At 66.7% G+C, this 24,341-nt stretch carries 23 protein-coding genes; 15 read left to right on the forward strand and 8 right to left on the reverse strand.

Annotated features, from left to right (window positions below):
• Positions 1–80 precede the first annotated feature (80 nt).
• From tatC to tatA, 3 genes are read right to left on the reverse strand one after another with little or no spacing between them, the layout of a single operon-like run.
• Positions 81–815: a twin-arginine translocase subunit TatC gene (gene tatC, locus V0R62_RS18120; RefSeq protein ID WP_186734898.1), complete on the reverse strand. Its 735-nt coding sequence runs from the start codon at positions 813–815 to the stop codon at positions 81–83.
• Entirely contained in the window at positions 815–1,102 is a 288-nt protein-coding gene (gene tatB, locus V0R62_RS18125; protein WP_330104723.1) for a Sec-independent protein translocase protein TatB, read from the reverse strand. Before tatB ends, tatC begins: the two co-directional genes overlap by 1 nt.
• Positions 1,102–1,320 (reverse strand): twin-arginine translocase TatA/TatE family subunit, encoded by a 219-nt coding sequence (gene tatA / locus V0R62_RS18130; protein ID WP_260271044.1) that lies wholly within the window; start codon positions 1,318–1,320, stop codon positions 1,102–1,104. Before tatA ends, tatB begins: the two co-directional genes overlap by 1 nt.
• A gap of 136 nt (positions 1,321–1,456) precedes the next feature.
• Between tatA and gspK the strand changes: the two genes are divergently transcribed.
• The 3 genes from gspK to V0R62_RS18145 all read left to right on the forward strand — a co-directional run bounded on the left by gspK (position 1,457) and on the right by V0R62_RS18145 (position 4,016).
• The gene (gene gspK / locus V0R62_RS18135; protein ID WP_330104724.1) at positions 1,457–2,422 is read left to right on the forward strand and encodes a type II secretion system minor pseudopilin GspK; all 966 of its coding nucleotides are present in this window, start codon (positions 1,457–1,459) and stop codon (positions 2,420–2,422) included.
• A 135-nt stretch (positions 2,423–2,557) separates the two neighbouring features.
• Complete coding sequence (locus V0R62_RS18140; protein ID WP_330104725.1) at positions 2,558–3,856, forward strand: hypothetical protein; 1,299 nt, start codon at positions 2,558–2,560, stop codon at positions 3,854–3,856.
• Positions 3,846–4,016, forward strand: coding sequence for a hypothetical protein (locus tag V0R62_RS18145; protein ID WP_181427840.1), 171 nt, complete (start codon positions 3,846–3,848; stop codon positions 4,014–4,016). Before V0R62_RS18140 ends, V0R62_RS18145 begins: the two co-directional genes overlap by 11 nt.
• A gap of 75 nt (positions 4,017–4,091) precedes the next feature.
• On the opposite strand, the gene V0R62_RS18150 is transcribed toward V0R62_RS18145, so the two are convergent.
• Positions 4,092–6,137: a PhoX family protein gene (locus tag V0R62_RS18150; RefSeq protein ID WP_330104726.1), complete on the reverse strand. Its 2,046-nt coding sequence runs from the start codon at positions 6,135–6,137 to the stop codon at positions 4,092–4,094.
• A gap of 219 nt (positions 6,138–6,356) precedes the next feature.
• Here V0R62_RS18150 and V0R62_RS18155 point away from each other — a divergent pair, with 219 nt between their 5' ends.
• From V0R62_RS18155 to V0R62_RS18210, 12 genes are all read left to right on the forward strand, one after another.
• Entirely contained in the window at positions 6,357–8,000 is a 1,644-nt protein-coding gene (locus tag V0R62_RS18155; RefSeq protein ID WP_330104727.1) for a bifunctional UDP-sugar hydrolase/5'-nucleotidase, read from the forward strand.
• Positions 8,000–8,416 carry a pilus assembly protein PilZ gene (locus V0R62_RS18160; protein WP_408005697.1) on the forward strand — a complete coding sequence of 139 codons (417 nt, stop codon included), beginning with the start codon at positions 8,000–8,002 and terminating at the stop codon, positions 8,414–8,416. Before V0R62_RS18155 ends, V0R62_RS18160 begins: the two co-directional genes overlap by 1 nt.
• A 3-nt stretch (positions 8,417–8,419) precedes the next feature.
• Positions 8,420–10,372 carry a type II secretion system secretin GspD gene (gene gspD, locus V0R62_RS18165; RefSeq protein ID WP_330104729.1) on the forward strand — a complete coding sequence of 651 codons (1,953 nt, stop codon included), beginning with the start codon at positions 8,420–8,422 and terminating at the stop codon, positions 10,370–10,372.
• Positions 10,372–11,820, forward strand: coding sequence for a GspE/PulE family protein (locus tag V0R62_RS18170; RefSeq protein WP_330104759.1), 1,449 nt, complete (start codon positions 10,372–10,374; stop codon positions 11,818–11,820). Before gspD ends, V0R62_RS18170 begins: the two co-directional genes overlap by 1 nt.
• A gap of 2 nt (positions 11,821–11,822) precedes the next feature.
• Positions 11,823–13,019, forward strand: coding sequence for a type II secretion system inner membrane protein GspF (gspF, locus tag V0R62_RS18175; protein WP_330104730.1), 1,197 nt, complete (start codon positions 11,823–11,825; stop codon positions 13,017–13,019).
• Between the two features lie 14 nt (positions 13,020–13,033).
• Complete coding sequence (gspG, locus tag V0R62_RS18180) at positions 13,034–13,468, forward strand: type II secretion system major pseudopilin GspG (RefSeq protein WP_330104731.1); 435 nt, start codon at positions 13,034–13,036, stop codon at positions 13,466–13,468.
• Between the two features lie 145 nt (positions 13,469–13,613).
• A complete protein-coding gene (gspH, locus tag V0R62_RS18185; RefSeq protein WP_330104760.1) occupies positions 13,614–14,051 on the forward strand; it encodes a type II secretion system minor pseudopilin GspH in 438 nt (145 codons plus the stop codon).
• Complete coding sequence (locus tag V0R62_RS18190; RefSeq protein WP_028691606.1) at positions 14,048–14,416, forward strand: type II secretion system protein; 369 nt, start codon at positions 14,048–14,050, stop codon at positions 14,414–14,416. The genes gspH and V0R62_RS18190 overlap by 4 nt, the downstream gene beginning before the upstream one ends.
• Positions 14,413–15,003 carry a prepilin-type N-terminal cleavage/methylation domain-containing protein gene (locus V0R62_RS18195; RefSeq protein WP_330104732.1) on the forward strand — a complete coding sequence of 197 codons (591 nt, stop codon included), beginning with the start codon at positions 14,413–14,415 and terminating at the stop codon, positions 15,001–15,003. Before V0R62_RS18190 ends, V0R62_RS18195 begins: the two co-directional genes overlap by 4 nt.
• Positions 15,000–16,061 carry a GspL/Epsl periplasmic domain-containing protein gene (locus V0R62_RS18200; protein WP_330104733.1) on the forward strand — a complete coding sequence of 354 codons (1,062 nt, stop codon included), beginning with the start codon at positions 15,000–15,002 and terminating at the stop codon, positions 16,059–16,061. The genes V0R62_RS18195 and V0R62_RS18200 overlap by 4 nt, the downstream gene beginning before the upstream one ends.
• Positions 16,058–16,444 carry a type II secretion system protein GspM gene (gene gspM, locus V0R62_RS18205; RefSeq protein WP_330104734.1) on the forward strand — a complete coding sequence of 129 codons (387 nt, stop codon included), beginning with the start codon at positions 16,058–16,060 and terminating at the stop codon, positions 16,442–16,444. Before V0R62_RS18200 ends, gspM begins: the two co-directional genes overlap by 4 nt.
• Positions 16,441–17,100, forward strand: coding sequence for a hypothetical protein (locus tag V0R62_RS18210; RefSeq protein ID WP_330104735.1), 660 nt, complete (start codon positions 16,441–16,443; stop codon positions 17,098–17,100). Before gspM ends, V0R62_RS18210 begins: the two co-directional genes overlap by 4 nt.
• A 1-nt stretch (position 17,101) precedes the next feature.
• Here the strand turns inward: V0R62_RS18210 and V0R62_RS18215 are convergent, their stop codons facing one another.
• From V0R62_RS18215 to V0R62_RS18230, 4 genes are all read right to left on the reverse strand, one after another.
• A complete protein-coding gene (locus V0R62_RS18215; protein ID WP_330104736.1) occupies positions 17,102–18,790 on the reverse strand; it encodes a ShlB/FhaC/HecB family hemolysin secretion/activation protein in 1,689 nt (562 codons plus the stop codon).
• 106 nt (positions 18,791–18,896) lie between these two features.
• Positions 18,897–22,928: a hemagglutinin repeat-containing protein gene (locus V0R62_RS18220; protein ID WP_330104737.1), complete on the reverse strand. Its 4,032-nt coding sequence runs from the start codon at positions 22,926–22,928 to the stop codon at positions 18,897–18,899.
• 231 nt (positions 22,929–23,159) lie between these two features.
• Complete coding sequence (locus tag V0R62_RS18225) at positions 23,160–23,723, reverse strand: L,D-transpeptidase family protein (protein ID WP_186734862.1); 564 nt, start codon at positions 23,721–23,723, stop codon at positions 23,160–23,162.
• 20 nt (positions 23,724–23,743) lie between these two features.
• Positions 23,744–24,298: an NUDIX hydrolase gene (locus V0R62_RS18230; protein ID WP_203651016.1), complete on the reverse strand. Its 555-nt coding sequence runs from the start codon at positions 24,296–24,298 to the stop codon at positions 23,744–23,746.
• Positions 24,299–24,341: the final 43 nt, after the last annotated feature.

Raw genomic sequence — 24,341 nt, forward strand, 5'->3', positions numbered from 1 at the left:
CCTACAGGGATTCGCGTACTCCTGTAGGAGCGGCCTTGTGTCGCGAAAGGGCTGCGCAGCAGCCCCGGCAATCCATCGGTCTACCCCGCCCGGCGCACCAACCCACACGCCAGCAACCCCACCTCGAACAGCACCCACATCGGCACCGCCAGCAGGGTCTGGGAAAACACATCCGGCGGCGTCAGGATCATCCCCACCACGAAACACCCGACGATCACATAGGGCCGGCTGCGCCGCAGCGTGGCCACGTCGGTCAGTCCCACCCAAACCACGATGAAGGTCGCCACCGGGATCTCGAAGGCCAGGCCGAACGCCAGGAACAGCGCCATGATGAAGTCCAGGTACAAGCCGATGTCGGTCATCATCGCCACCCCGTCCGGGGTCACGCTGGCGAAGAAGCCGAACATCATCGGGAACACCAGGAAGAACGCGAAGGCCATGCCGCCGTAGAACAGCAGGATGCTCGACACCAGCAGCGGCAGGGCAATGCGCCGTTCGCGGCGGTACAGCCCCGGGGCGATGAAGCCCCAGGCCTGGTGCAGCAGCAGCGGCATGGCGACGAACAGCGCGCACATCGCCGTCAGCTTGAACGGCGTGAGGAACGGCGAGGTGACGCTGGTGGCGATCATGCTGGCGCCTTCGGGCAGGTAGCGGCGCAGCGGTTCGGAGATCTGCGTGTACAGCGTCTGGGCGAAGGGGAACAACCCGCAGAACACCAGCGCGACCACCAGCAGGCAGCGCACCAGGCGCTTGCGCAGGTCGCGCAGGTGGTCGGTCAGCGGCATGCGCGCCGCCTGGTCGAGGGCGAGGGTCATCAGGCGCTTTCCTTGGTATGGGCGACCGGGGTCGGATCGTTGGCCGGCGTCGCGTCGAGTTGGATACCCTGGCGGATCTCCTGCTCCAGGCACTGCAGCGGCGCGGCATCCAGGGCGGGCATGTCGATCTCCCGCTCCACCTGCGCCTTCAGTGCATTCAGCGCCCGGCGTGCCTGGCCCAGCCCACGGCCGAGGGTACGCGCCGCCACCGGCAGGCGCTCGGGGCCGAGCACCAGCAGGGCGACGATACCGACCAGCAGCAGTTCGGTGAAGCCGATCTCGAACATCAGGCCTGACGATCCGTCTGCGTCTGCTGTACCGGCTGATTGTTCAGCACCTGGGGTTGCTGCTCGACGCCATTGTCGGCAGTACCGCCCATGGATTTGCGAAAGCCCTGGATCGCTTCACCGACATCACTGCCCAGCCCCTTGAGACGCTTGGTGCCGAACAGCAGGAAGACGATCAACAGCACGATCACCAATTGCCAGATTCCGATGCCACCCATGTAAGACCACTCCTGTCAGGCCAAAGAAAAAGGAAGGCCAATCCTGCCCTGCGCAGATGACGGGCACATGACTGCCATCTGGTTGAAACAACGGGCGTGTTGACTGGCGCTTTTCAGTGGCCATGGGAAGACAGGGATGGGGCGCAGGCGACAACAGGGCGCGGCACTGCTGATGGTGCTGGTGGTGTTGGCGATGCTCGCGGCAGGGCTGGCCTGGCTGGTGGAAGATGGCCGGCGCCAGGTGGACGAGGTGCGCCTGTTGCACCAGCGGGTACAGGTGCGGGCCATGGAGCAGGCGGGGCTTGCCTATGCCTCCCAGGCCCTGCGCGATCCGGCCTGGCGGGCCAGCCCGCTGTTCTGGCAGGCCCTGCGCGGGCAGCCGCTGGCTTATGACTTTGGTGCCGGCAAGGCGCAACTGCGAGTGATCGACCAGCACGGTTGCTTCAACGTCAATGCCTTGCTGGGCGAGGACGCTCCACGGGCCGAACGCCAACTGCGCCACCTGCTCGGCGACGACATGGCCGCCGAGCGGCTGGTCGATGCCCTGGCCGACTGGCTGGATGCCGACAGCGATGCCCGCTTGCAAGGGGCCGAGAGTGCCCAGTACCTGCGCCAGCAGCCACCCCGGTTGGCGGCCAACCAGCCAATGCTCGACACCAGTGAACTCAACCTGCTATTGGAGCCGGACAGTGGCCGACAAAGCCGCTACCGAATGCTCTGCGCACTGCCCTCGACCGGCGGCTGGCGACTCAATGCCAACGCCCTGGGGCTGGAACACCTGCCGTTGCTGGAGGCCCTGTATGAGGGGCAGTTTTCCCGTTCTATGCTCAGCCGCATCATCAGCGGCCGGCCGGCGGCGGGCTATGTAGATGCTGCGGCATTGCGTCAGGCGCTGGGCGCGGTGGATGACGAGACCTTCGCCCGGCTAAGCGAAGGGTTGTTGCTCAACAGCGGTCATTTCGTGCTGCAGCTGTCGTTCGAGGAAGAGGGACGCACACTGCGCAGCCAATTCCAGATCGAGGCGCTGGGCGTGGTGCAATGGCATGCGCGGGTGCCGGCGCAGCAGGTGCGGGTTAGGGGACGGGAGCCCGTAGCCTGGTAAGGTTTGGTTACTGCTGGTTGGAAATTCGCTATGTGTCGTAGGAAATGTCGGATGAGTCGATCCGTTCAGCATGGCCGGTGACGCGGGCGGCTAAGCTATCCGCCGACCACATGTTCTACTGGGTATTCACCTCTCATGCTGAACACCACCCGCCCCAGTTGGGGCGAGAAAACCTTCCAGGCCCTGAGTGACGGCGTGGCCATTGACGGGCGTTTCCGGACAGGGCTCTCGAAGTGCTTTGCGTCTGCCGCCGGGTCGATCCTGCTGGCAGTGTTTTCTGTCGGCAGTGCGGGATTCGTATCGATCTGCAGCACACCGATTCTCGAACAGTGCAAGTACCTGATCGATGACACATCACTCCCCGTGCCGGAAACTTACGCGCACTCCATCATCGCGCTTTGCCTGACGGTGGTTGCGCTTGTGCTGGTGTGGCTGCGCGAACTGGGCTTGACGGATATCGCACGTCGCAAGGAGGCCGACCTGGAGCGCCAACGCCGTGAGATGGAAGGGCGCCTGACCAATCTGCCTCCCCGGCAGTTCATCAATGACTACGTGGATGCCCTGAGGACGATCGGTGAGTTGCGCCAGTTGACCAAGCAAGAGGCTCGCACGCTCAGCCCGGAAACGATCGTACAGCGCATTCGGATCATCATGTCGATCATCCTGAGCCTCACCAGGCTGTGGGATGGCGTCTCGGCATCCAACCGCTTTGTTACCTACCATGCGAACATCATGCGGGTCCTGTACCAGGATGAGATCGCCCTGACACCGGTACGCGAGCTGGCCCTGGGTGATGGCGCGACAGCCTGCGGCAGCCAGGACTCATACGCATTGCAGGACTGGTTGCTGCAATACGAGTTTTTTCTGCACAACCAATCCTGTGACGTGGTGATCGAGCGCTGCTCGGGCATCCTGTTCATCCAGGATACCGGACTATCCGTCAACTCATCATGCCCTGGGCGTCCCGATGCGGCCGCCGAGCAGATCTGTCTGCCGTTCACTCGCACGGCGTGCTATGACCCGTCGTTCCATCATCCAAACCTACCGGGGCCGGCGCGAGCGGCGGCGACTGGTCAACCTGGCTATGTCCCGAACATCAATGAAACCATGGCACTGTGGTTCGCCAATCAGAAAATCACCAACAGCGAAATCAATCCCAGATACGAGCAACAGGTAAAGGATTACTACCGCAAGCTTGATCATGCAAAATCGCTGATCAGCCTGCCCCTCTATCATCAGGGCGTATTGATGGGCGTCTTGAACGTCAGCAAGAATGTCGAGAACATGCTGATGAATGCGGACCGTGCAGACCTGTTCGTGCAGTTGATGAACCCTGTCTGCTACCATTTGGGCAAGATGCTAGCCTCGCCTGAGGCAGGCCACGCTGGCGCGCAAGGCGTGCCCTGTGACAAGGAGCATGAATATGAGAATTGAACTGCGTACACCACTGGTTCGCAAACCGACCCCCGCCAACACTGCGAAGAAGCGTGAGATGACAGGTGAGGAGTTGTCCAAGGCAATGGCCGAGCGGGCAGAGAAGATCCTCAAAGGTGAGCCTGTCGAACCGGTGGGCTGGAGCCTCGAGGTCTACTGAGTCTCAGCCGAATCGAAAGAAGCCGCCCATGGGCGGCTTTTTCGTTTGTCAGCGTGGGAGCGCCGGTCGACTCGATCAGGCAGTGCCGATCTCCCCGCCATCGTTACGCTGGATCACCACCGTCGAAGCCCGTGGCCGCACCGATGTGCCGGTTGGTGTGACATCGGTGGCCTTGTCGGTGGTCGGCCAGTTGTCCGGGTGCTGGATGTTGACGAACATCGTCTTGTTGTCCGGGGTGAAGGTGATGCCCGTCACCTCGCAACCGTTCGGTCCGACGAAGAAGCGGCGCAGGGCTGCCTGGTTGGTGGCGTTGACCGGAATCTGCTTGCCGTTGGCGTCCACCAGGTCGGTGGGGATCACCGCCAGCACTTGGTCGTTGGTGTAGCTGGTCAGGGTGGCCTCGCCGTTGTCGGTCTCGAACCACAGCACGCCGCGGCTATCGAAGCTCATGCCGTCGGGGCTGGCGAACTGGTTCAGTTCGGTCAGGCCCGAGCGGTTGATGTCCGGGGCGCCGGCGGCGTTGGCGCCGAACACGAAGATGTCCCAGGTGAAGGTCTTGTGGTCGGCGCTGTCGTGCCAGCGAATGATGTGGCCGTGGCGGTTCGGGCCACGCGGGTTGGCCGCGTCGACCTTGGCGGCGGTGCGCGCGCTGTTGTTGGTCAGGGTCAGGTAGACGTCGCCGTTGAGCGGGTTGACGGCGGTCCACTCCGGGCGGTCCATGGGCGTGGCGCCCACGGCGTCGGCAGCGCCACGGGTGTTGAGGATGATGCCAGGCAGGTCGCCGAACAGTGCGCCGAGGGTGCTGCCGCCGGTGGTCGGGGTGGCGACGTCGAGCAGCAGCCAGGCGCCGGTGCCGTTGGCGTCGAAGCGGGCCACGTAGAGCTTGCCCTTGTCCAGGTACTTGGCGCCGGTGGCCAGGCGGTCGGCCGGGTTGGCGTCGGCCGGATCCCACGGCGCGTCGGAGACGAACTTGTACAGGTACTCGTTGTTGGAGTCGTCGCCGGTGTACCAGACCAGCGGCTTGCCGGCCACCGGCAGGCCCGGGCAGCAGCCTTCGTGGCGGAAGCGGCCCAGGGCGGTGCGCTTCACTGCCAGGGTGTTGCTGGTGTACGGGTCGATCTCGACGATGTAGCCGTAGGTGCTGGCTTCGTTACGGAAGTCGTCGGTGGCGCTGGCGCCGGTGGGGGTGATGTCGAAGCGGGCGAACTCGCCGGCCACTTCGCTGGCGTCACCGGCCGCGGTTTCCCACTTGTACTGGCCGCTGCTGCTCGAGACGCCAATGCGCACCTGGTTGGCCGGGCGGGTGCCCTTGTTGACGAAGATGCCGGGCCAGTTCTCCTCGCAGGTCAGGTAGGTGCCCCACGGGGTGTAGCCGTTGCCGCAGTTGTTGTTGGTGCCGCGGCACTGGGTGCCGGTGGGCGAGAACTTGGTCTTGACGTGGTCGGTGCCGCGCATCGGGCCGGCAATGTCCATCAGCGAGACGGTGGTGAAGCGGCGGTTCAGCGGGTCGTTGTTGACCACCTGCCAGCGCCCGGCGACCTTGCTGATGCGCACCACGCCCGCGCCATGGGCGTTGATCTCCTTGCGCACCTCCTCGACCGGGCGCTTGCCGGCGACGGTGGTGGGGCCGGCCGGGTGCAGGGCGGCGGTGTCGATGTACTCGAAGTTGATCGCCAGCAGGCCATCGCTGGAGCTGCCGTTGATGGGGAAGAAGTGCATGCCGTCGTGGTGCATGCCCATGGCGTTGGCCTGGTCGATGGAAGTGTTGCTGCCGTCGGCCTTCCAGGGATTGGCGGTGGCGTTCAGCGGTGTGCCCCAGGGCGCCAGCACATAGGCGCTGTAGCCGGCGGCGACCACGCAGGCATCGGTGCGCGAGCCTGGGATGGAATTGAAGCCCAGCTTGAGTTTCGGTTTCTCTGGCTGGGGCGCCGGATCGTCGTTGTCGGAGCCGCCGCCGCCGTCGAAGCAACCGGTCAGGCCGGTGCCGGCGATCATGGCGATGGCGGCGCCGAGGCTGCCGCGCACCACGGCGCGGCGGCTCAGGTAGGTGTCCATGACACTGGCCATCGGCAGGTTGCCGCTCAGGTTCCGGTCCAGGTTATCGCCGGTATCTCGACTCATCAGGGTGTCCTTTTTTTGGCTGAGTTGAAGGAAACCGCGACTGTAGACGGCAAGTATGTCGATTGATTGGCAGAAATGTTAAAGGGCGTTTAAAACGCGCTGCTATTACTAAAGGCCTAATCAAGGCTGTTTTGGAATTAGCAGCGGATTTCTGCCATCAAACTGTCACGCCAACGCCGCAATATCCGGGTCCCAACGTGAACAGGGATGGCGGAGTCGATGGCAAGCAGTGTGGGCAGGCGCGAGGTGATCGGGTGGATGGGCGTCGGTGCGCTGGCGCCGCTGCTCGGCGCCTGTTCCGCGCTGCCGGGGCCGCGTGGCGGCAGCGACCGGGCGCTGGATCTGCTGTATGTGGCCGACACCCTCGATGCCCGTCAGCCGGGCCAGGCCGTGGTACCGGCCACGCGCCTGGGGCCGGTCAGCCATCTGGGCCGCGCGCCGTGGATGAGCGGGCCCAACGCCAGTGCCGGACAGCCGGAGCTGGCGCCGTTGCTCGACGCGGGCTTGGCCGGCCAGGCCCGTACCGGCGGTTACGCGGTGCTCGCGGCACTGCTCGAACAATTGCGCGCCGAAGCCGGTAGTGAGCAGTGCCTGACCCTGGAGAACGGCCAGTGCTGGAATGGCAGTGGCCTGGCCTACCTCACCCAGGGCGAAAGCGGCGTGCAGGGCAGCCAGCTACTGGGCAGCGAGGCGCGGGTCAGCAGCGACGAGCGGGTGTTGTGGCCGCAGCGCAGCGCCGGGCTCTATCGCCAGTCTTCTTCTATTACCCTCGGCGCCGGCCTTGCCAACACCCAGGCCAAGGCGCTGGGCGTTGAAGGCGTCAAGGTGTTCCAGCGCGCAGGCGTGCGCATTGCGGTGGTGGGGGTCACCGACCCTTACGCCCAGGACCAGAAAGCCTCCCTGAAACAGTGGTACCAGTCCCTTCAACCGAGCTTCCAGCAGGCCCGGCGCGAGGCCGATCTGGTGGTGGCGCTGGCGGATGTCGGTACCGGCCCCGGTCTGTGGCTGGCCGAGCGGGTGCCGGAAGTGGATGTGCTGCTGTGCGCCCGTGGTCAGGACCTGTGGCCCGCGCCGGTACTGGCGAGCCAGGCCAGTGGCCGGCGGGTGCCGGTGCTGTTCGCCGGCTGCCGGGCCAGTGGCGCGTTTCGCCTGCGTTGCCGCCAGGCCGGTGGCCAGTGGCAGTTCGAGGCGCGTTTTTTTCCGGCCTTCGAGCACAGCCTCGGCGCGCCAGCCCAGGCCCGCGTCAGGCAGTTGCGCGGCGAGCTGCAACGCCAGCGCAGCGGCCACGCCGCCTGGCTCGACCAGCCCCTGGCCCGCGCCCCCGAGGCGCTGTGGCGCCGCGATACCCGTGGCGGCAGTTGGGACCGCCTGCTGCACCAGGCCCTGGCCGATGCTTCGAGCATGCCGGTGCTGCTGCCCGGTCTGCGTTACGACTTCCCGCTGCGGGCGGGTGAGCCGATCACCCGTGAACACCTGATCAGCCTTACCGGTGGCTACCCCGCGCCAGTGGTCGAAGCCCCGGCGCGCCAGGTCGAACAGGTGCTGGAGAACGCCGCCGAGCAACTGTTCGGCGACCCGCTGCTGCTGGACAACAGCCAGGACCTGCCGCGCTGGCAAAGCCAGGACTGGCAGGTGAGCTACAGCCCCAACGGCAAGCGCATCATCGGCCTGCAGCCGGTGGAGGGCCTGTGCCGCACCTTCGGCCTGCACTTCGATGCCCAGGCCGGTGTACCGCTGTGGCAGACCCTGGAGGCCTGGCTGACCCGGCAGACGCCGGGCTGGGCGTTGGCAACCCTGCAATTGCCGGCGGTGCGCTACGTCCAGGGCCACCCGGGCTGGCACCCGCATCAGGTGGCGGCGTGATTTCGCGCCTGGTCACCTTCGCCTTGCTGACCCTGGCCGGCTGGCTGGCGGCGCAATGCGTGCTGCTGCTCAGCCGCCAGCCGCTGCCGGCCACTGCGCCCGTTCAGACGGACGTCGCGCTGCCGGGGCTGCTGGTGGAGCACTGGCAGGCTCCCGTCGATGACGGAAGCATCCCCATCACCCGTCTGCCCCTGGCCTACCTGGGCGGGCTCAAGGCCCAGCCGCTGTCGGCCAGCGTGGTGGTGCTGCGCCACGGCCAGCAGGTACGCACCCTCGGTCGCGGCCAGCGCCTGGCGCCAGGCATCGTGCTGCAGGACATCGACGCCGATGGCCTGATCTTCGACAACAACGGCCGGCGCGAGCGCCTGCCCTGGCCACCACGCCCCGCCGTGACCGGCTTCAAGCGCCAAGGATAAATGATGATCGCAAGGTACTGTCTGGCCGGGCTGCTGGTGCTCGGCATGTCCCTGGCTCGGGCCGAAGATCCGGAAGTGTTCGCCGACGATGGCACGCCGCTGTACGAGGTCAATTTCGTCGACACCGAGCTGGGTGAGTTCATCGACAGCGTGTCGCGCATTACCGGCACCACCTTCATCGTCGACCCGCGGGTGCAGGGCAAGGTCACCGTGCGCACGGTCGATCGGCATGACGCCGACGCCATCTACGATATCTTCCTGGCCCAGCTGCGGGCCCAGGGCTTCGCCGCTGTGGACCTGCCCAACGGCAGCGTGAAGATCGTCCCCGACCAGGCCGCGCGCCTGGAGCCGGTGCCGGTGGAAAGCGCCGGCAAGAAGTCCGAGGGCAGCGATGGCGTGGCCACTCGCGTGTTCAACGTACGCAACGCCGCCAGCGAACAGATGCTTGGCATCCTCAAGCCACTGATCGACCCGCGGGTCGGCGTGATCACCCCGTACCCGGCCGCCAACCTGCTGGTGGTCACTGACTGGCGCAGCAACCTGGAGCGTATCGACAGCCTGCTGCGTCAGCTCGACCAGGTCAGCGACGAGCCGTTGCAGGTCATCCCGCTCAAGCACGCCAGCGCCGCCGACACCGCGGGCCTGGTGACCCGCCTGCTGGCCCGCGAGCAGGGCAGCGATGCGGCCCAGGTGGTCGCCGACCCGCGCAGCAACGCCTTGCTGGTGCGCGGCAGCGCCGACAGCCGCGAGCGGGTGCGGGTCTTGCTGGCCCAACTCGACCGGCCCGCCGACAACCTGCGCAGCAGCAATACCCAGGTCATGTACCTGCGTCACGCCAACGCCGCCGAGGTGGTCAAGGTGTTGCGTGGCCTGAGCCAGACAGGCGCGGTGCCGGCCGCCGAAGGCGAGGGCAAGGACGTGCCGCCGGTGCCGGCGGCCAGCGATTCGGGGATCCGCCTGGAGTACGAGGAGGGCACCAACGCCGTGGTGATGGTCGGCCCGGACAGCGAGCTGGCTGCCTTCCGCAGCATTGTCGAGCAGCTGGACATCCGCCGGGCGCAAGTGGTGGTCGAGGCGATCATCGCCGAGGTGTCCGACAGCAGCGCCCAGGAGCTGGGCGTGCAGTGGCTGTTCGCCGACGAGAAGTTCGGTGCTGGCATCGTCAACTTCGGCGGCAACGGGGTGAACATCGCCAGCATCGCCGGGGCCGCCAGCAGCGGCGACAACGAAAAACTCGGCAAGCTGCTGTCGGCCACCACCGGCGCCACCGCCGGCATCGGCCATATCGGCGGCGGTTTCAACTTCGCCATGCTGGTCAACGCGCTCAAGGGCAAGAGCGGCTTCAACCTGCTGTCCACGCCGACCCTGCTGACCCTGGACAACGCCGAAGCGTCGATCCTGGTCGGCCAGGAGGTGCCGTTCGTCACCGGCTCCGTCACCCAGAACAACGCCAACCCCTACCAGACCATCGAGCGCAAAGAGGTGGGGGTGAAGCTGCGCATCAAGCCGCAGGTCAACGTCGACAACAGCGTGCGCCTGGACATCGTCCAGGAGGTGTCGTCGATCGCCGATTCCAGCGCCGCCAGCGACGTGATCACCAACAAGCGCGAGATCAAGACCAAGGTGATGGTCGAGGACAACGGCCTGGTGATCCTCGGCGGGCTGATCAGCGACGAACTCTCCACCAGCAACCAGCGCGTGCCGCTGCTCGGCGACATTCCCTACCTGGGCCGGCTGTTCCGCTCCGACGCCAGCAAGAACACCAAGCAGAACCTGATGGTGTTCATCCGCCCGCGCATCCTGCGTGACGGCGAGAGCCTGGCCGGCCTGAGCCAGCAGAAGTACCAGAGCCTGCAACAGAACACGCCACTCAAGCTGCCGTCCCTGGCCGAGGGCCTGCCGTTGCTGCAGGTGTTCCCCTCCAGCCGGGCTCGCCTCGAAGGCGGTGACTGGTGATGCTGCCCTATCGCCTGGCGCGCCAGAGCGGCGTGGCCATGGCGCCGATCGAGGGTGGCTGGCAGCTGTGGCTGCGCGGCGACGCCGACAGCGACCAGTTGCAGGAGCTGTTGCGCGTGCATGGCTTGCCGGCCAGCCTGGAACGTCTCGACGGCGCGCAGTTCGACGAGCGCCTCGGCCAGCTCTACCAGGCCGGCGAGGCGGCGACCGAGGCGCTGATCGAAGGCATCGGCGAGCAGGTCGATCTGGACAGCCTGATGAGCGAGATGCCGCGCATCGAGGACCTGCTGGAAAGCGACGACGAAGCCCCGGTGATCCGCCTGATCAATGGCCTGTTCGGCCAGGCTTTGCGCCTGCGTGCTTCGGATATCCATATCGAGACCTTCGAGCAGAGCCTGGTGGTGCGCCTGCGCGTCGATGGCCACCTGCGCGAGGTGCTGCGCCCGCCGCGGGCGCTGTCGGCGATGCTGGTGTCGCGGATCAAGGTCATGGCCCGCCTGGACATCGCCGAGAAGCGCCAGCCCCAGGACGGCCGCATCACCCTGCGCGCCGCCGGGCGCGAGGTGGATGTGCGGGTCTCGACCCTGCCCGGCATCCATGGCGAGCGGGTGGTGATGCGCGTGCTCGACAAGCAGGCCAGCCTGCTGGCGCTGGACAACCTGGGCATGCCCGCCGCCGTATTGCGCGGACTGCGCGGCTGCCTGGCGCGGCCCAACGGCATCGTGCTGTCCACCGGCCCCACCGGTTCGGGCAAGACCACCACGCTGTACGCCAGCCTCAACAGTTTGAACGACGGCAGCCGCAACATTCTCACCGTCGAGGATCCGGTCGAGTACGCCATCGCCGGCATCGGCCAGACCGCCATCAACCCCCGCGCCGGGCTGACCTTTGCCAGTGGCCTGCGCGCAATCCTGCGCCAGGACCCGGACGTGATCATGCTCGGCGAGATCCGCGACCAGGAAACCGCGCAGATCGCCGTGCAGGCCAGCCTCACCGGGCACCTGGTGTTGTCGACCCTGCACACCAACAGCGCCGTCGGCGCGGTGACCCGCCTGCGCGACATGGGCATAGAGCCTTTTCTGATCGCCTCGTGCCTGCGCGGCGTGCTGGCCCAGCGCCTGGTGCGGCGGCTGTGCAACTGCGCGGTGGCCCTGCCACTGCAAAGCGCCGAGCGTGAGCTATGGCCGGAGTTGGGCAGCCTGCGCGAAAGCTTTCACCCGGTCGGCTGCGAGCATTGCCAGGGCAGTGGCTATGTCGGCCGGCTGGGGCTGTACGAATTCATCGAGCTGGATGCCGGGCTGGTCGCCTTGCTCTACGACGGCGAGAGCGAGCTGGCCATGCAGGCCTACCTGGATGGCCGTCGGCAGAGCCTGGTGGCTGAGGCCCGCGATTGTCTGGCCCGTGGCGAGACCAGCCTGGCCGAAGTGCTGCGCGTGGTGCAGGGCTGAGCATGCCGACCTATCGCTATCAGGCCGTGGACATGAACGGCAAGGCGCACAAGGCCAGCGTGCAGGCCGACAGCGAGCGGCATGCGCGCCAGTTGCTGCGCGAGCAGGGCTTGTTCGCCCGGCAGTTGCAGCGCCACGACAGCGCGCAGCCCCGTCGCCAGCGCCTGACCCGTGCCCAGCTGTGCGAGCTGACCCGCCAGCTGGCGACCCTGATCGGTGCCGGCATCCCACTGGTCGATGCCCTCGCGACGCTGGAGCGGCAATTGCGCCAACCAGCCCTGCATGCGGTGCTGGTGACCCTGCGTGGTTCACTCGCTGAAGGCCTGGGGCTGGCCCGTAGCCTGGCCCGCCAAGGTGCGCCGTTCACCGGGCTGTACTGCGCGCTGGTCGAGGCCGGCGAGCGCTCCGGGCGCCTGGGCCAGGTGCTGGCGCGCCTGGCCGATCACCTGGAGCAGGTCCAGCGTCAGCGCCACAAGGCACGCACAGCGCTGATCTACCCGGCGGTGCTGATGGGCGTGTCGCTGGCGGTGGTGGTCGGCCTGATGACCTTCGTGGTGCCCAAGCTCACCGAGCAGTTCGCCCATTCCGGGCAGAGCCTGCCGTTCATTACCTCGCTGCTGATCGGCATCAGCCAGGGGTTGGTGCATGCCGGGCCGTACCTGCTGGTGCTGGCGATCGGGCTGGCCGTTGCTGGCGGCTGGCTGCTGCGCAAGCCGCACTGGTGTCTGCGCCGCGACGACCTGCTGCTGCGCCTGCCGCGTGTCGGCGCGCTGCTGCAGGTGCTGGAGAGCGCGCGCCTGGCGCGCAGCCTGGCGATTCTCTGCGGCAGTGGCGTGGCCCTGCTCGAAGCCCTGCAGGTGGCCACCGAGACGGTCGGCAACCTGCGTATCCGCGCCGCCATGGCGCAGGTACGCCAGCAGGTGCAGGGCGGCACCAGCCTGCACCGGGCGCTGGATGGCGCCGGCCAGTTTCCGCCGCTGTTGGTGAACATGGTCGGCAGCGGCGAGGCCAGCGGCACCCTGGCCGACATGCTCGAGCGCGTGGCCGATGACCAGGAGCGTGGTTTCGCCCGCCAGGTAGACACCGCCATGGCGCTGTTCGAACCGCTGATGATTCTGGTGATGGGCGCGGTGGTGCTGTTCATAGTGCTGGCGGTGCTGCTGCCGATCATGCAGCTCAACCAGGGATTGCAACTGTGACAAGGAGACTTCTCATGCAACAACGACGCAACCGCCAACGTGGCTTCACGCTGATGGAAATCATGGTGGTGATCTTCATCATCGGCCTGCTGATCGCCGTGGTCGCGCCCAGCGTGCTGGGCAATCAGGACAAGGCCATGAAGCAGAAGGTCATGGCCGACCTTGCGACCCTGGAGCAGGCGCTGGACATGTACCGCCTGGACAACCTGCGCTTTCCCAGCAACGAGCAGGGTCTGGCGGCGCTGGCGAAGAAACCGACCCAGGAACCGCTGCCGCGCAGCTGGCGCAGCGATGGGTATATCCGTCGTCTGCCGGAAGATCCGTGGGGCACGCCGTATCAGTACCGCATGCCCGGCGAACATGGCCGGGTCGATGTCTATTCGCTGGGCGCCGATGGCGTGCCGGGCGGCGAAGGGCTCGATGCCGACCTGGGCAACTGGGCGCTTTGAGGTGACTGGAATGGGTGTCCGGCTTGGCATTGTCGGGGCCGCTTCGCGCCCCTTTCGCGACACAAGGCCGTTCCTACAGGCGACCGCATTTCCTTGTGGGAGCGGCCTTGTGTCGCGAAAGGGCTGCAAAGCAGCCCCGGCTTTCCTGTGCCATCAACGCGGCTTCAGCCTGCTTGAACTGCTGGTGGTGCTTGCCATCGCCGCGCTGATGACCAGCCTGGCCGTGGCCTGGCTCGACAGCGGCAGGAGCAGCGTCGACCAGACCCTCGACCGCCTGGCTGCCGCCACGGTGGCCCAGGCTGACCTGGCGCGCCATGCCGGGCAACTGCGGGGAATACGTTGGAACGGTCAGAGGCCTGAGTTCGTGCGCCGTCAAGGGGATCAATGGCAGGTGGAAACCGTGGCCTTGGGCGATTGGCCCAAGGGCCTGCGCCCGGACTGGCCAGCTAGCCAGACACCTGCGCTGCTGTTCACCCCCGATGGCTGGGCCCGCCCAGGCACTGTGCGCTGGCGCTGGGCCGAGGGCGGCCGGCGCTGGGACTGGGACCGCAACGGCCAGTTGCGGGTGAGCGTGATGCCATGAAACGCGGGCAACGGGGCTTCACCTTGCTCGAAGTGAGCGTGGCCCTGGGCATCGCCGCGGTCCTGGCGGTGATCACCAGCCAGGTCCTGCGCCAGCGCCTGGCCGTGCAGGACACGGTGCAGCAGCATCGCCTGGGCCTGCTGTGCGCCCGCGAGCTGCAGGCGCGTTTCGCGGTCGAGCAGTACTGGCCGGCGGCCAACCAGGACAGCGGCGTGCTGGTCGAGGGCGGGCAGGCCTGCCATTGGCAGCTGCAGTTGCGCCGTACCGGCGTGCGTGACCTGCGTCGCGGCGAACTGCTGCTGCATGCCGACCGCGACCAGCGCCTGCCGCTGGGGCAGTACACCGTGTTCCTGGAGCGGCCATGACGCGGCGCCAGGCGGGCATGACCCTGATCGAACTGCTGGTGGCCTTGGCCCTCACTGCCTTGCTCGGGGTGTTGTTGTCGGCGCTGGTCAACGGTTGGCTGAAGGTGCGCGAGCGGCTTGACGAGCAGGTACGCGAAACTGGCGTGCTGGATTTCTGCCTGGCGCTGGAGCGGCGTTTCGACAGCCCGGTGCTGCGCCGCCTGTATGAACAGCGCCTGCCGCTGGCGCCGCGCTGGCTCGACTGGCAACCCGACCGCCAGCAACTGCTGTGGGTGGCCGCTGCTGCCTGGCCCCAGGCCGAGGGCGGCTCGCGCCTGCAACGCCAGCGTCTGCGTTTCGAGCCCCGCGAACAACGCCTGCTGCTGGAAACCTCGGCCGACCTCTACGCCGCCGCAGCCCCGCAATGGGTGATGCGCGAACGGCTGGAGCGGGTCAGCGCGATGAACATCCTCTACCACCAGTCCGGCCGCTGGCTGGCCTGGCCTTCCGAACAACCGACGCACCCCGGGCGGGGTGTGCGCGTGGAGCTAGTGCGTGATGGAGCATCGTTTACCTGCACCTTCGTTCTGCCCTGGGGGCGCTCATGAAGCTTGAATGGCGACGCCGGGCGCCGACCCAACCCTGGCTGCTGCTGCGCCCCGGCGAGGTCTGGGAGTGGCTGCTGGTGATCCAGGGCCGTCCGGTGCGCGAGGGACTGGGGGAGCCACCGCCAGGGCTCGAGGCGCGCGTCGCCCTGATCGTCCCCGGTGAGCACTGCAGCCACTTCCAACTGGCCGCGCCGCCCGGGCTCAAGCGCGAAGAGTGGCCGTTGCTGGTCGAGGACCGCTTGCTGCAAGGCGTCGATGAGGTGCTGTGTGCCTGTATCGGGCGTCACGCGGGGCAGATGCAATTGCTGGTGGTGGCGCGGGCGAGGCTGGATGAATGGCGTGCGCAGTGCGCCGCCTGGGCGCTGCCGGTGGAGCGTTGCTGGGCTGAGTTCCAGCTGCTGCCCGACAGCGTGGGCGCGGCGGGTTGGCATTGGCGACGAGGGACGATGAGCCTGTACAAGGCCCAGGCGCGTTGGTTGGCCTGGCCACAGGCGTTCGGCTTGCCGCCTACGCTGGATTGGCTGGCCGATGACGCCGAATGCATCGAGGGTCCATGGCCAGAGGTGCTGGCGTCGCTCGATGGCCTGCCGGGGGTGTTCGAGGCGCGACGTGCCCGCTCACGCCCGTGCTGGCAGGGCGGGCAATCGCGCCTGGCCGTCGCCTGCCTGGCGCTAGCCCTGGCGTGGGGCGTGCTGTGGTGCGCGCAACAGTGGCGACAGGCTCAGGTCTATCGCGCCCAGGTGCTGGCGGTGACCGGTCCCCAGGCGACACCGCGCCAGGCGGCGCTGGCGCTCAAGCGCCTGCGGGACGACGCCGGTGAAAGCCAGGTGCGCCTGCGTCTGCTCGACGCGTTGCAGGCGCAGGTCCATGCCTGGTTGAGCGATCACCCTGGCTGGCAGGTGCGGGCGGTGCGGTACGACGGCCAGCGCTGGCACCTGGAGCTGGAAGGCGAGGGCGACGTCGCGCCCTGGCAGGACATGGCCACGGCGGTCGGCGTGCAGGTCCAGGTAGAAGATGAGGCGCGCCGCGTGGTGTTCGACCTGGGGAGCGCAGCATGAACCGTGAATGGTTGCAGCAGCGTCGGCTATTGCTGGCCTGGGGCATCGTCGCGCTGTTGATTGTGCTGCTGGCGCTGCGCGAGGGTATCGCCTATTGGCGTGAGCAGGCGCAGTGGCGGGCGCTGGCCGAATCGCTGACGGCGCAAGTGCAGCAGCCCGCCTTGACCCTGGAAGGGCTGCACCAGTCGGCCCAGGCGCGACACATCGAGTTGGCCGAGGTGCAGCCCGAGGACGAAGGTTGGCTGGCGCGTGGCAAGGTGGCCGATGCCCAGGTGCTGCAAGGCTGGTTGCAGGCCCTGCGCGATGATGACGCGCAACCGTTGCAGTGGGGGCTGGAGCGGGACAGCGAGGAGCTGCGCTTTACCGTGCGGCTACGGCCATGAAGCGGCGGGCTGGCCTGTGGATGGCCCTGGTGTTCTGTCTTACGCTGTTGGCCGAGCTGCCAGCGCGCTGGCTGGTCGCGGGATTCGGGCTACCGGCCGAGGGCGTGAGCGGCAGCCTGTGGCAAGGACAGGCCGTCCGGCTGGGTGCGGCAGGACCGGTGCAGTGGACGTGGCGACCGTGGCAGCGCGACCTGCAGGTGCGCTTGGGCTTTCAAGGCCAGGGCTGGCTAGGGCGCCTGAGCGGTTGGCCGTGGCGCTGGCAGGCCGGGCTGCAGGCAGTGGGCGCGCAGCCCAGCGCGGCCCTGGGATACCGCCTGACCGGGCTGTGGCAAGGGGGCATCAGCCTGCAAGGCTCGGGGCTGCGTTGCCTGGCCGCTGAAGGGCGGATAACGGTGGCCGATCTGGCGTTGAGTGCACCGTGGTCCCTGGGATTGGGGCAGGGGACGTTGGAAATGGACTGCCATCAGGGTTGGCGGCTGGTCGCGGGACTGGTTCGCCAAGGGCAGCACCAGCTTGGCCTGGAGGCCGACCTGGTGGCACGACGGGCGAAGCTCGACTTCGCAATGTCGGCCGATGCCGGCCTGACTCCGGTGCTGCGTGGCCTGCAATGGCTGGGGCCGGAAGACAGCGTCGGGCAGCGCCGGCTGAGCTGGTAGCTCAGATGTTCAGTGACCACTGCGCGACCCAGAAGCCTTGTTCCAGCGCCTTGCGTGGTCGATCGCTGGCATACAGCCCGCGCTGGTAGTCCAGGCGCAGCTGGCTGCGCGGCAGGCTCAGTTCGACGCCTGCCGAGGCGCCGAGCAGGCGCTGCGACGGGCTGCTGCGTGCGTAGCGGGCCCAGCCCAGGTCCAGACCTAGGGTGGGGCGCACCTGTACCGGCAGCGGCAGCGGCAGCGGCTGGCTGAGGGTATTGCGCCAGGCGCCGGCACTGGCGCCGGAGACGTTGTGCTGGCGGAAACCACGCACGGCCGAATGGTCGCTGAGTGACATCTGTTCGACGGCGGGCAGCACATGGGCGCTGTATTGCAGGGCCAGTTCGCTCTGCCATCGCCATGGCCACTGGGCGGGGCCCTGGCGCAGGTGCAGCAGGTTGGCGCGGTACTTGGTGAAATCCGGTCGTGGCGCCTGCTTGTGGACGAACGGGCGGTCGGCGCCGAGCCAGTGCATGCCCTGGCTCAGCCCCAGGTAGGCGTTCCACAGCCCGCCTTCGAGCCACAGCAGGTTGAGCCCGGCCTCGACGGTGGCCAGGGTCGGGCTCTGCAGGGCCAGCACGGCGGGTCCGAAGCGGTTGACCAGTTGCTTGCGGTCCAGCCGGGCGCTGGCGCTGAGCATGCCCTGGTGATTGCGCCACAGCACGCGCTCGGCGCCGAGGCCGAAGAACTCGCTGCGGCCGCTGCTGGCATAGCGGGTGTTCGGGATCGGCGCACGGTAGCGCATGCGGCTGGCGTTGAGGGTGAAGGTCCAGCGGCCACGAGGAAGGCTGTAGTACAGGCTGGTCCCTTCGCTTTGCCCGGGCGCGCCGAACACCACCGAGTTCAGCGACAGGCGCAGGTCGTCGTTCAGCCCCAGCGGGCTGTCCAGGCCAAGGCTGAGGTTGAGGCGATGCCGGCCGGTGTGCTCACCGCCGCGGTTGTCGAGGTGGGCGTCCAGGTGCACGGGCAAGGTGACCCGTCGAGGTTCGATCACGACACGGCTGCCACCGCGCAACTCACCCGGCAGCAGGGCCATCTCCAGGTCATAGGCACGCAGCCGGTTGAGCTGGTCCAGACCCTGTTCCAGGTCCGGCAGGTGCAGCGGCTGGCCCAGCTGGCCGGGAAATGCGCCGCGCAGTGACAGTGGCAGGTCGGCGCCGGCCAGCTCGATCGACTCGATGAAGCCTTCGACGATGACGATGTCCAGTGGCGCGCCATGCTCGGGCGGGCTTGCCACATAAGGGCGGCTGGTGGGGTAACCGGCCTCGACGTAGTGCCGGGTCAGTTGCCTGAGCAGGTGGTCGATCTCGGTGACGCCCATGCACGAGGAAGACCATGCGCGCACGGTCGGTTCCAGCTGTTGGCTATCGAGTGTGCGGTTGCCGGCCAGGCGCACGCCGCTGATCGCCCAGCAGTGCTGGTCGGGCGCGGTGAGGGCTGTGTCGGTGGCGTCCAGGGCAGTGGAGGGCTGGGGACGTTGCCAGCGTTCAAGGCGCTGTTGCTGCTCCAGCTGTCGTAGCGTCTGCTGCTGGTCGCGCAGTTGCTGGCTGGCCGGATCGGCCTGGGCCAGAGGGATTGCCGTTGCGAGGACGGCGAGGAGGAGGTGGACGATGCGCCGTGTATTGGCTACTGAATGGAATCGTTGTGTTGTCATTGGCATCTAGCCTGGTAACGGAAGCGGAGGGCAACCGCACAGCCGGTTGAGCTGTGCTGTCCTGAGGGGTCTTGCAGGAGCGGGCAAACCCGCTCCTGCAAACCTGTCAGTACCTGCGGCCCTCCTCGATCTTCGAGACGTACTCGACACTGCGGTCGTGCCCGCTGGTGCGGACCAGGCCAAGGTCGAGTGACTGGTCACCGTTGTCGGCACCGTCATTACCCGTGACCTTGTTCTTGATGAACGAGAACAGGCTGCCTGCCAGATCGACCGGCGAGAGCGAGACATCGACCTTTACCTCCCGCTCATGATCACGGCCGTTCAGGGTCTTGCGTGCAATGCCCCCTTCGCCAAGTTCTACCCGGCCCTCAGTGGCGCTTAGCGTGGCGCCGACCAGGCGGGTATCCCCACTGACGGCAAGGTCGATGCCCTGGGTTGCGGACAGCGTGGTCTGCTGGTTGACGGTGTCGTTCTTGCGCTTGGAGTAATCGGCCTTGAGCGAAGGCGTGAACTTCGCGGTGAGCTTGTTCCAGAGCGCACCGGCGACTTCCCCGATGTTGCCGCCTGCGAGCGTCTCCAGTGGGTTGCTCGATTCACCTGGGACTTCTGTCGCTTCCTTTTGGGTCAGGCTGGCGTCGACATGGAGGGTCAGGCTATCGACCTGATCCTGGCGGCTGGCGACCAGCAGGTCACCGCCGACCTTGCCTGCGATCCGGCTGGCCTGCACCTGGGCGCCTTCGATGCGGGTATCACCCTGGCTGCGCAGGTCCACCTGCTCGGCGCGCAGACTGTTGTCGAGCCAGGTGGTGTTGTTGCGTTTGTCCAGCTTCAGGTTCACCTGGGCGTTGATACCGCCGAGATCCGTGGCCGCCAACTTGAGGCCGCCAGCGGCGGTGATATCGAGGTTGTCGTGCTGCTCGGTATTTTTCGCCGCCTCGATCAGCAGGCCACCATGGCGGGCATCCAGGCCGATCCGCTCGGCACTGGCCTGCAGTCCCTGCACCTGCAAGGCGACGTCTTCGCGGGCAAGGCTGGTGAGCTGCAGCGCGCCCTTGCCGGTGAACTGCGCGCCAACGGCCGTGCTGGCCTGTTCGTTGACCCAGCCAAAGGTGCCGTGGCCGCTCAAGGCGCCACCAGTGGCGCTACCGGTGATATCCAGCCCGCCACCCAGCGTCCTGCCTTCGCGCTTGCGGGTGTCGTGGGCGGCCGTCACGCTCAGCACGCCGTCGCTGTGCAGATTGATATCGCCCTCGCGGCTGTCGATCCGTGTGCCTTCCAGCAGCATGTCGCCCGCGCTGGACAGCTCGACCGTGCCTTGGCCGTCGATCCGTGCCACCTGTGCCGTGCTGGATTGTTGCTCGAGCGTGCTGTGCATGATGTCTCCGTCCAGTCCGCCCTTGGGACCGAGCAGACCGCTACCGCCCTTGGCCGCCAGGCTGGCGTTGAGTTGGGTGGTGCTGTGGGTGGTGCGATCGTGGGCCGCAACCAAGGTCAGGTCGCCACTGCTGCTGAGGCTGACCGCGCCGGCGCCGCCATCGATGCGGGTGCCCTCGTAGTGGCCAGCGCGTTCGAGCTGAATCTCCACGCCGTTCTTGCCGTGCAGGTTCCCGACCCGGGCGAGCGATGTTTCCTCTTTTTGTGTCAGGTTGGAGCCTTTGCCTTCGAGCCTGGCGTTGATGTCCGTTGCCAGGGTGGTGTCTACACGCAGGCTACCGCCCCCGGTGATGTGTTGGACCTCACGGGTCTTGCGGTCGCTGGCGGCCAGTGCCTGGTGCTCCACAGCCTCGATTCGCAGGTTGCCGTTCCTGGCGTTGTAGTCGGTGCCTTCGTCCTTGATGTTGCTGGCCTTGACCCTGACATCGGCACCGCTGAAGGTGCTGACCTGCGCGGTGCTGTCGGTGTCTTTCTGCAGGCGTGCCTGGTGCTCGATGGACAGTCCGCCACCTGTGTTCGGCAGCGCTAGCTTGTCGATGAGCGAGGAGGGCCGGGCATCTTCGCTCTGCTTGCCGCTGAGCAGGCGTTCGATTGGGCGGGTGATACGTTGGTAGTCGGTGCTGACGCCGAGGCTACCGTCCCATTTGTTCAGGCTGGTTTCTGTTTCCCTGGTGTTGGCAGCCGCTCGGTTGTCGATGCGCTCGGCGTTCACCTGCAACGTGCGCCCCGCTTGCAGTTGCGCGGCGGTGGTGGTCAGCTGCCGGGCGTCGAGTCGCAGGTCGTCGCTGGCCCGCAAGGTACTGCGACGCACGGTGCTTTCACGCTCGATCAGGCCGGCCGGGCCATGGTAGGCATCGATGCCCAGGCCCAGGCGCTCCATGCCGCCGGTTACGGTCAACGCGGCGCCGGTGCGGGTGTCGATGGTCTGCCGGGTGGTACTGTCGTGGACGGCGGCAAGCTCGACTTCGCTGGCGGAAATGCCAATGCTGCCGGCCTTCGCTTCAACATCGGAGCCACTGACGGTCAGCTTTTGGTCACTGCGCAGGGTGACGCTGCCTGCGCTTATCGTGCTGGCCACCTGGCGGGTGGAGGCCGTCTGTTCGTCGGTTTGCAGGTTCTCGTAGCCGACCCTGGCCGAGTACTGACGCGACTGCGGATCGTTCCTGCCGGCGCTGGCGACGAACTCGCGGGTTCCCGTGGTTCGCTGGCTATGGGCGTTTTCCTCGGCGCTCTCGATGGTCAGGTGACCTGCCGCATCGAGTTCGACCTGCTTCGCGGCTTCGAGCCTGGAGCCCGTTATGCGCATGTCGCCATCAGCCTTGGCGATCAGTTTGCCGCCCTTGAGTACGCTGGGTTTGACCGTTTCGGCGTAGGACTGGCTGTCGCTGTCCGTGCGGTCCAGGTAGAGGCGGTGACTGAGCTGCTCATCGATGTGCTCGGAGTCCATACCGGCATCGATCGTCATCTTGCCGCCGCTGCGCAACTGCAGGGTGTTCTCTGCCTCCAGATGCGCGGCGGTCAGGTGCAGGTCGCTGCCGGCTTGCAGGCTGAGGCTATCCTCGGCCTGCAGTTTACTGCCCAGTTGCTGACGGCGGGTTGTCGTGGTGTTGCCGTCGCGGCTTTCGACGGTGACGAACATCCACTTCCTTTCCCAGTCGATGGGATCGTCCTGCACCTTTTCCCGGGTGACGGTATCCAGGGTCAGTTTCTTGCCGGCACTGACCTCGATCTGCCGGGCCTTGCCCTGGGTGGCGGTGAGTCGCAGGTCGCCGGCGGCGTTCAGGTCGAGCTTGCCGGTGCTGCTGGTGAGGCTGGCCTGGCGCCTGTCGCTGCCCTGCACATGCAGGTCACCGGCGGAATGGATGATCAGGTCCCGATCCGCGAGCAGGCTGGTGTCACCGACCTGCACGCCGGCGCCTTCGGCGGTGCTGACGATGCGGATACGTCCGGCCTGCATGGCGCCGAGCAGCCTGGCATCGATGGAGGTGCTGGTGGCGGGCAGGTGTTCGAGTAGCTCGCCGTTGCCGGCATCGATCCGGTTACGACCAACGGTCAGGTTCAACTGGCCCTGGGCCAGAAGAGGCCCTCTGCTGTCGATGCGCGGGGCAATCAGGTCAAGCGCGCCCCTGGCATTGCTCTGGCCGCCTCCCAGCACCTGCAGGTCGCCGCTGGCATTGCGGCTGTCGAGGTGTTTGAGTTGGCCGTTCTGGATATCCACGTTGCCGACCAGGAACCCGGCGCGGGTGGTGTTGATGAAGCTGCCACCATTGAGCGTGATGCCATTGGGGTTGGCGAGCAGGTAGTCGGCCTTCTGGCCGAAGATCTCCTGTGGACCCTCGATCCGCGAGGCATTCTGGCTGACCACCTCATTGAGGATGGTCGAGGCGGCCTGGCCCTGGAACTGCGGGTTGGCGCCCAGCTGGCCGGCCAGCTGCGATTGCCCAGCCTGCAGGGCGTTGTTTAGCACCAGGCCTTGCTTGCCGACGTTGTAGTCGAGGAACTGGTTGTGCGACAGGCCGCTGGCATTGGGCGCGACGATGTCGATCACCGGAACGCCGTGGCCGTTGTCGATGATCGGGGTACCGCCAGGGCCCGGCGTCGGGGTCAGGGCGCCTTGCGCTTCGACCTGGGTGCTGCCCAGCAGGGCAAGAAAGACGGCCCAGCGTAAAGTGTCGGGTCTGGTCTTGGGAGCAGGGATTTGCATGGGAACCTCGCAAGTGATGTACGAAATCGAGCAATCATTTGCGGGAATTTTACGAAGGCTGGTGATGGCATTTATGTGGCTCAAAGCCATCATTTTGTGGGAAGAGATTCCATCTGATGTGTAGGAAAAGTGAGCGGCGAAGCGCAGAAACGGAGTTTGAAGGCGAAAGAGAAAGGCCCGCCCTGCGTGAGCAGGACAGGCCTTCGTTGTAATCCGATAGTGTCGAGAGGATCAGGGCCGGATTTCGATCAGCGTGCCGTCCTTGACCATGCTCCACACCTCGCGCATGTCGTCATTGCGCATGGCGATGCAGCCCTCGGTCCAGTCGAGGGTGTGGAAATACCACTCGGGGTACTCCTCGTTGATCGGTGTGCCGTGGATCATGATCATGCTGCCGGCGGCCACGCCTTCGCTGCGGGCCTTGGCGGCATCGGTAATGTTCGGGTAGGAGATGTGCATGGCCAGGTTGTAGCGGTCGCTGACCTTGCGCCAGTCCAGCCAGTACAGGCCTTCGGGGGTCTTCTTGTCGCCCTCGCGCTGCTTGGCGCCCTTGGGCTGCTTGCCCAGGGAGATGCGGTAGGTCTTGAGCGGCTCGCCGCGGCTGATCAGCTGCAGGCGGCGTTCGGACTTGATCACCAGCACCTTGTCGATCAGCCGTTCCTGCTGGACGCCGCCAGCGGCGGGCTGGACCGGCGACGGCACGGCCGACGGCGTCTTGCGGATGATGGTCTCGGTGAAGGCGGCTTGCGACACCGAGGCGACACTGAGGCAGAAGAGGGCAAGCAGCCAGCGCATGAAACCGTATCCCTGAAGACTTAGGTGGTGGACGACGAAACGTTCATCGGCGGCAGGTATTCATGGCCTATCGGGTAGTGCTGCCTGATGCGGTCGCGATAATAGCATTCTAGTGTGCGTGTGACGGTGCGGAAAGCCAGCTCGCCCCAGGGGATCTCGTGTTCCTCGAACAGGCGCACCTCCAGGCTCTCGACCCCCACGGCGAAGTCCAGGTCGGCCAGTTCGGCGCGGAAGAACACGTGCACCTGGTTGATGTGCGGCAGGTCGAACAGCTGGTACAGGCTCATTTCGGCGACCCGGGCGCAGGCTTCCTCGACGGTTTCGCGACGGGCGGCGGCATCCAGGGTCTCGCCGTTCTCCATGAACCCGGCGGGCAGGGTCCAGAAGCCTCGGCGCGGCTCGATGGCGCGGCGGCACAGCAGCACCTGGGAGCCCCAGGTGGGTAGCACCCCGGCGACGATGTTGGGGTTCTGGTAGTGGATAGTCTGACAATGGTCGCAGACATACCGCAGGCGGCTGTCGCCTTCGGGGATCCGCTGGGTGACCGGTTGGCCGCACGCGCTGCAGAATTTCATGCTTACATTCATTCCAATGGGGTCGGACTATCTTGGCGCGCCC

The sequence above is a fragment of the Pseudomonas carassii genome (assembly GCF_036324045.1).
GTDB classification, from domain to species: Bacteria; Pseudomonadota; Gammaproteobacteria; order Pseudomonadales; family Pseudomonadaceae; genus Aquipseudomonas; species Aquipseudomonas peradeniyensis.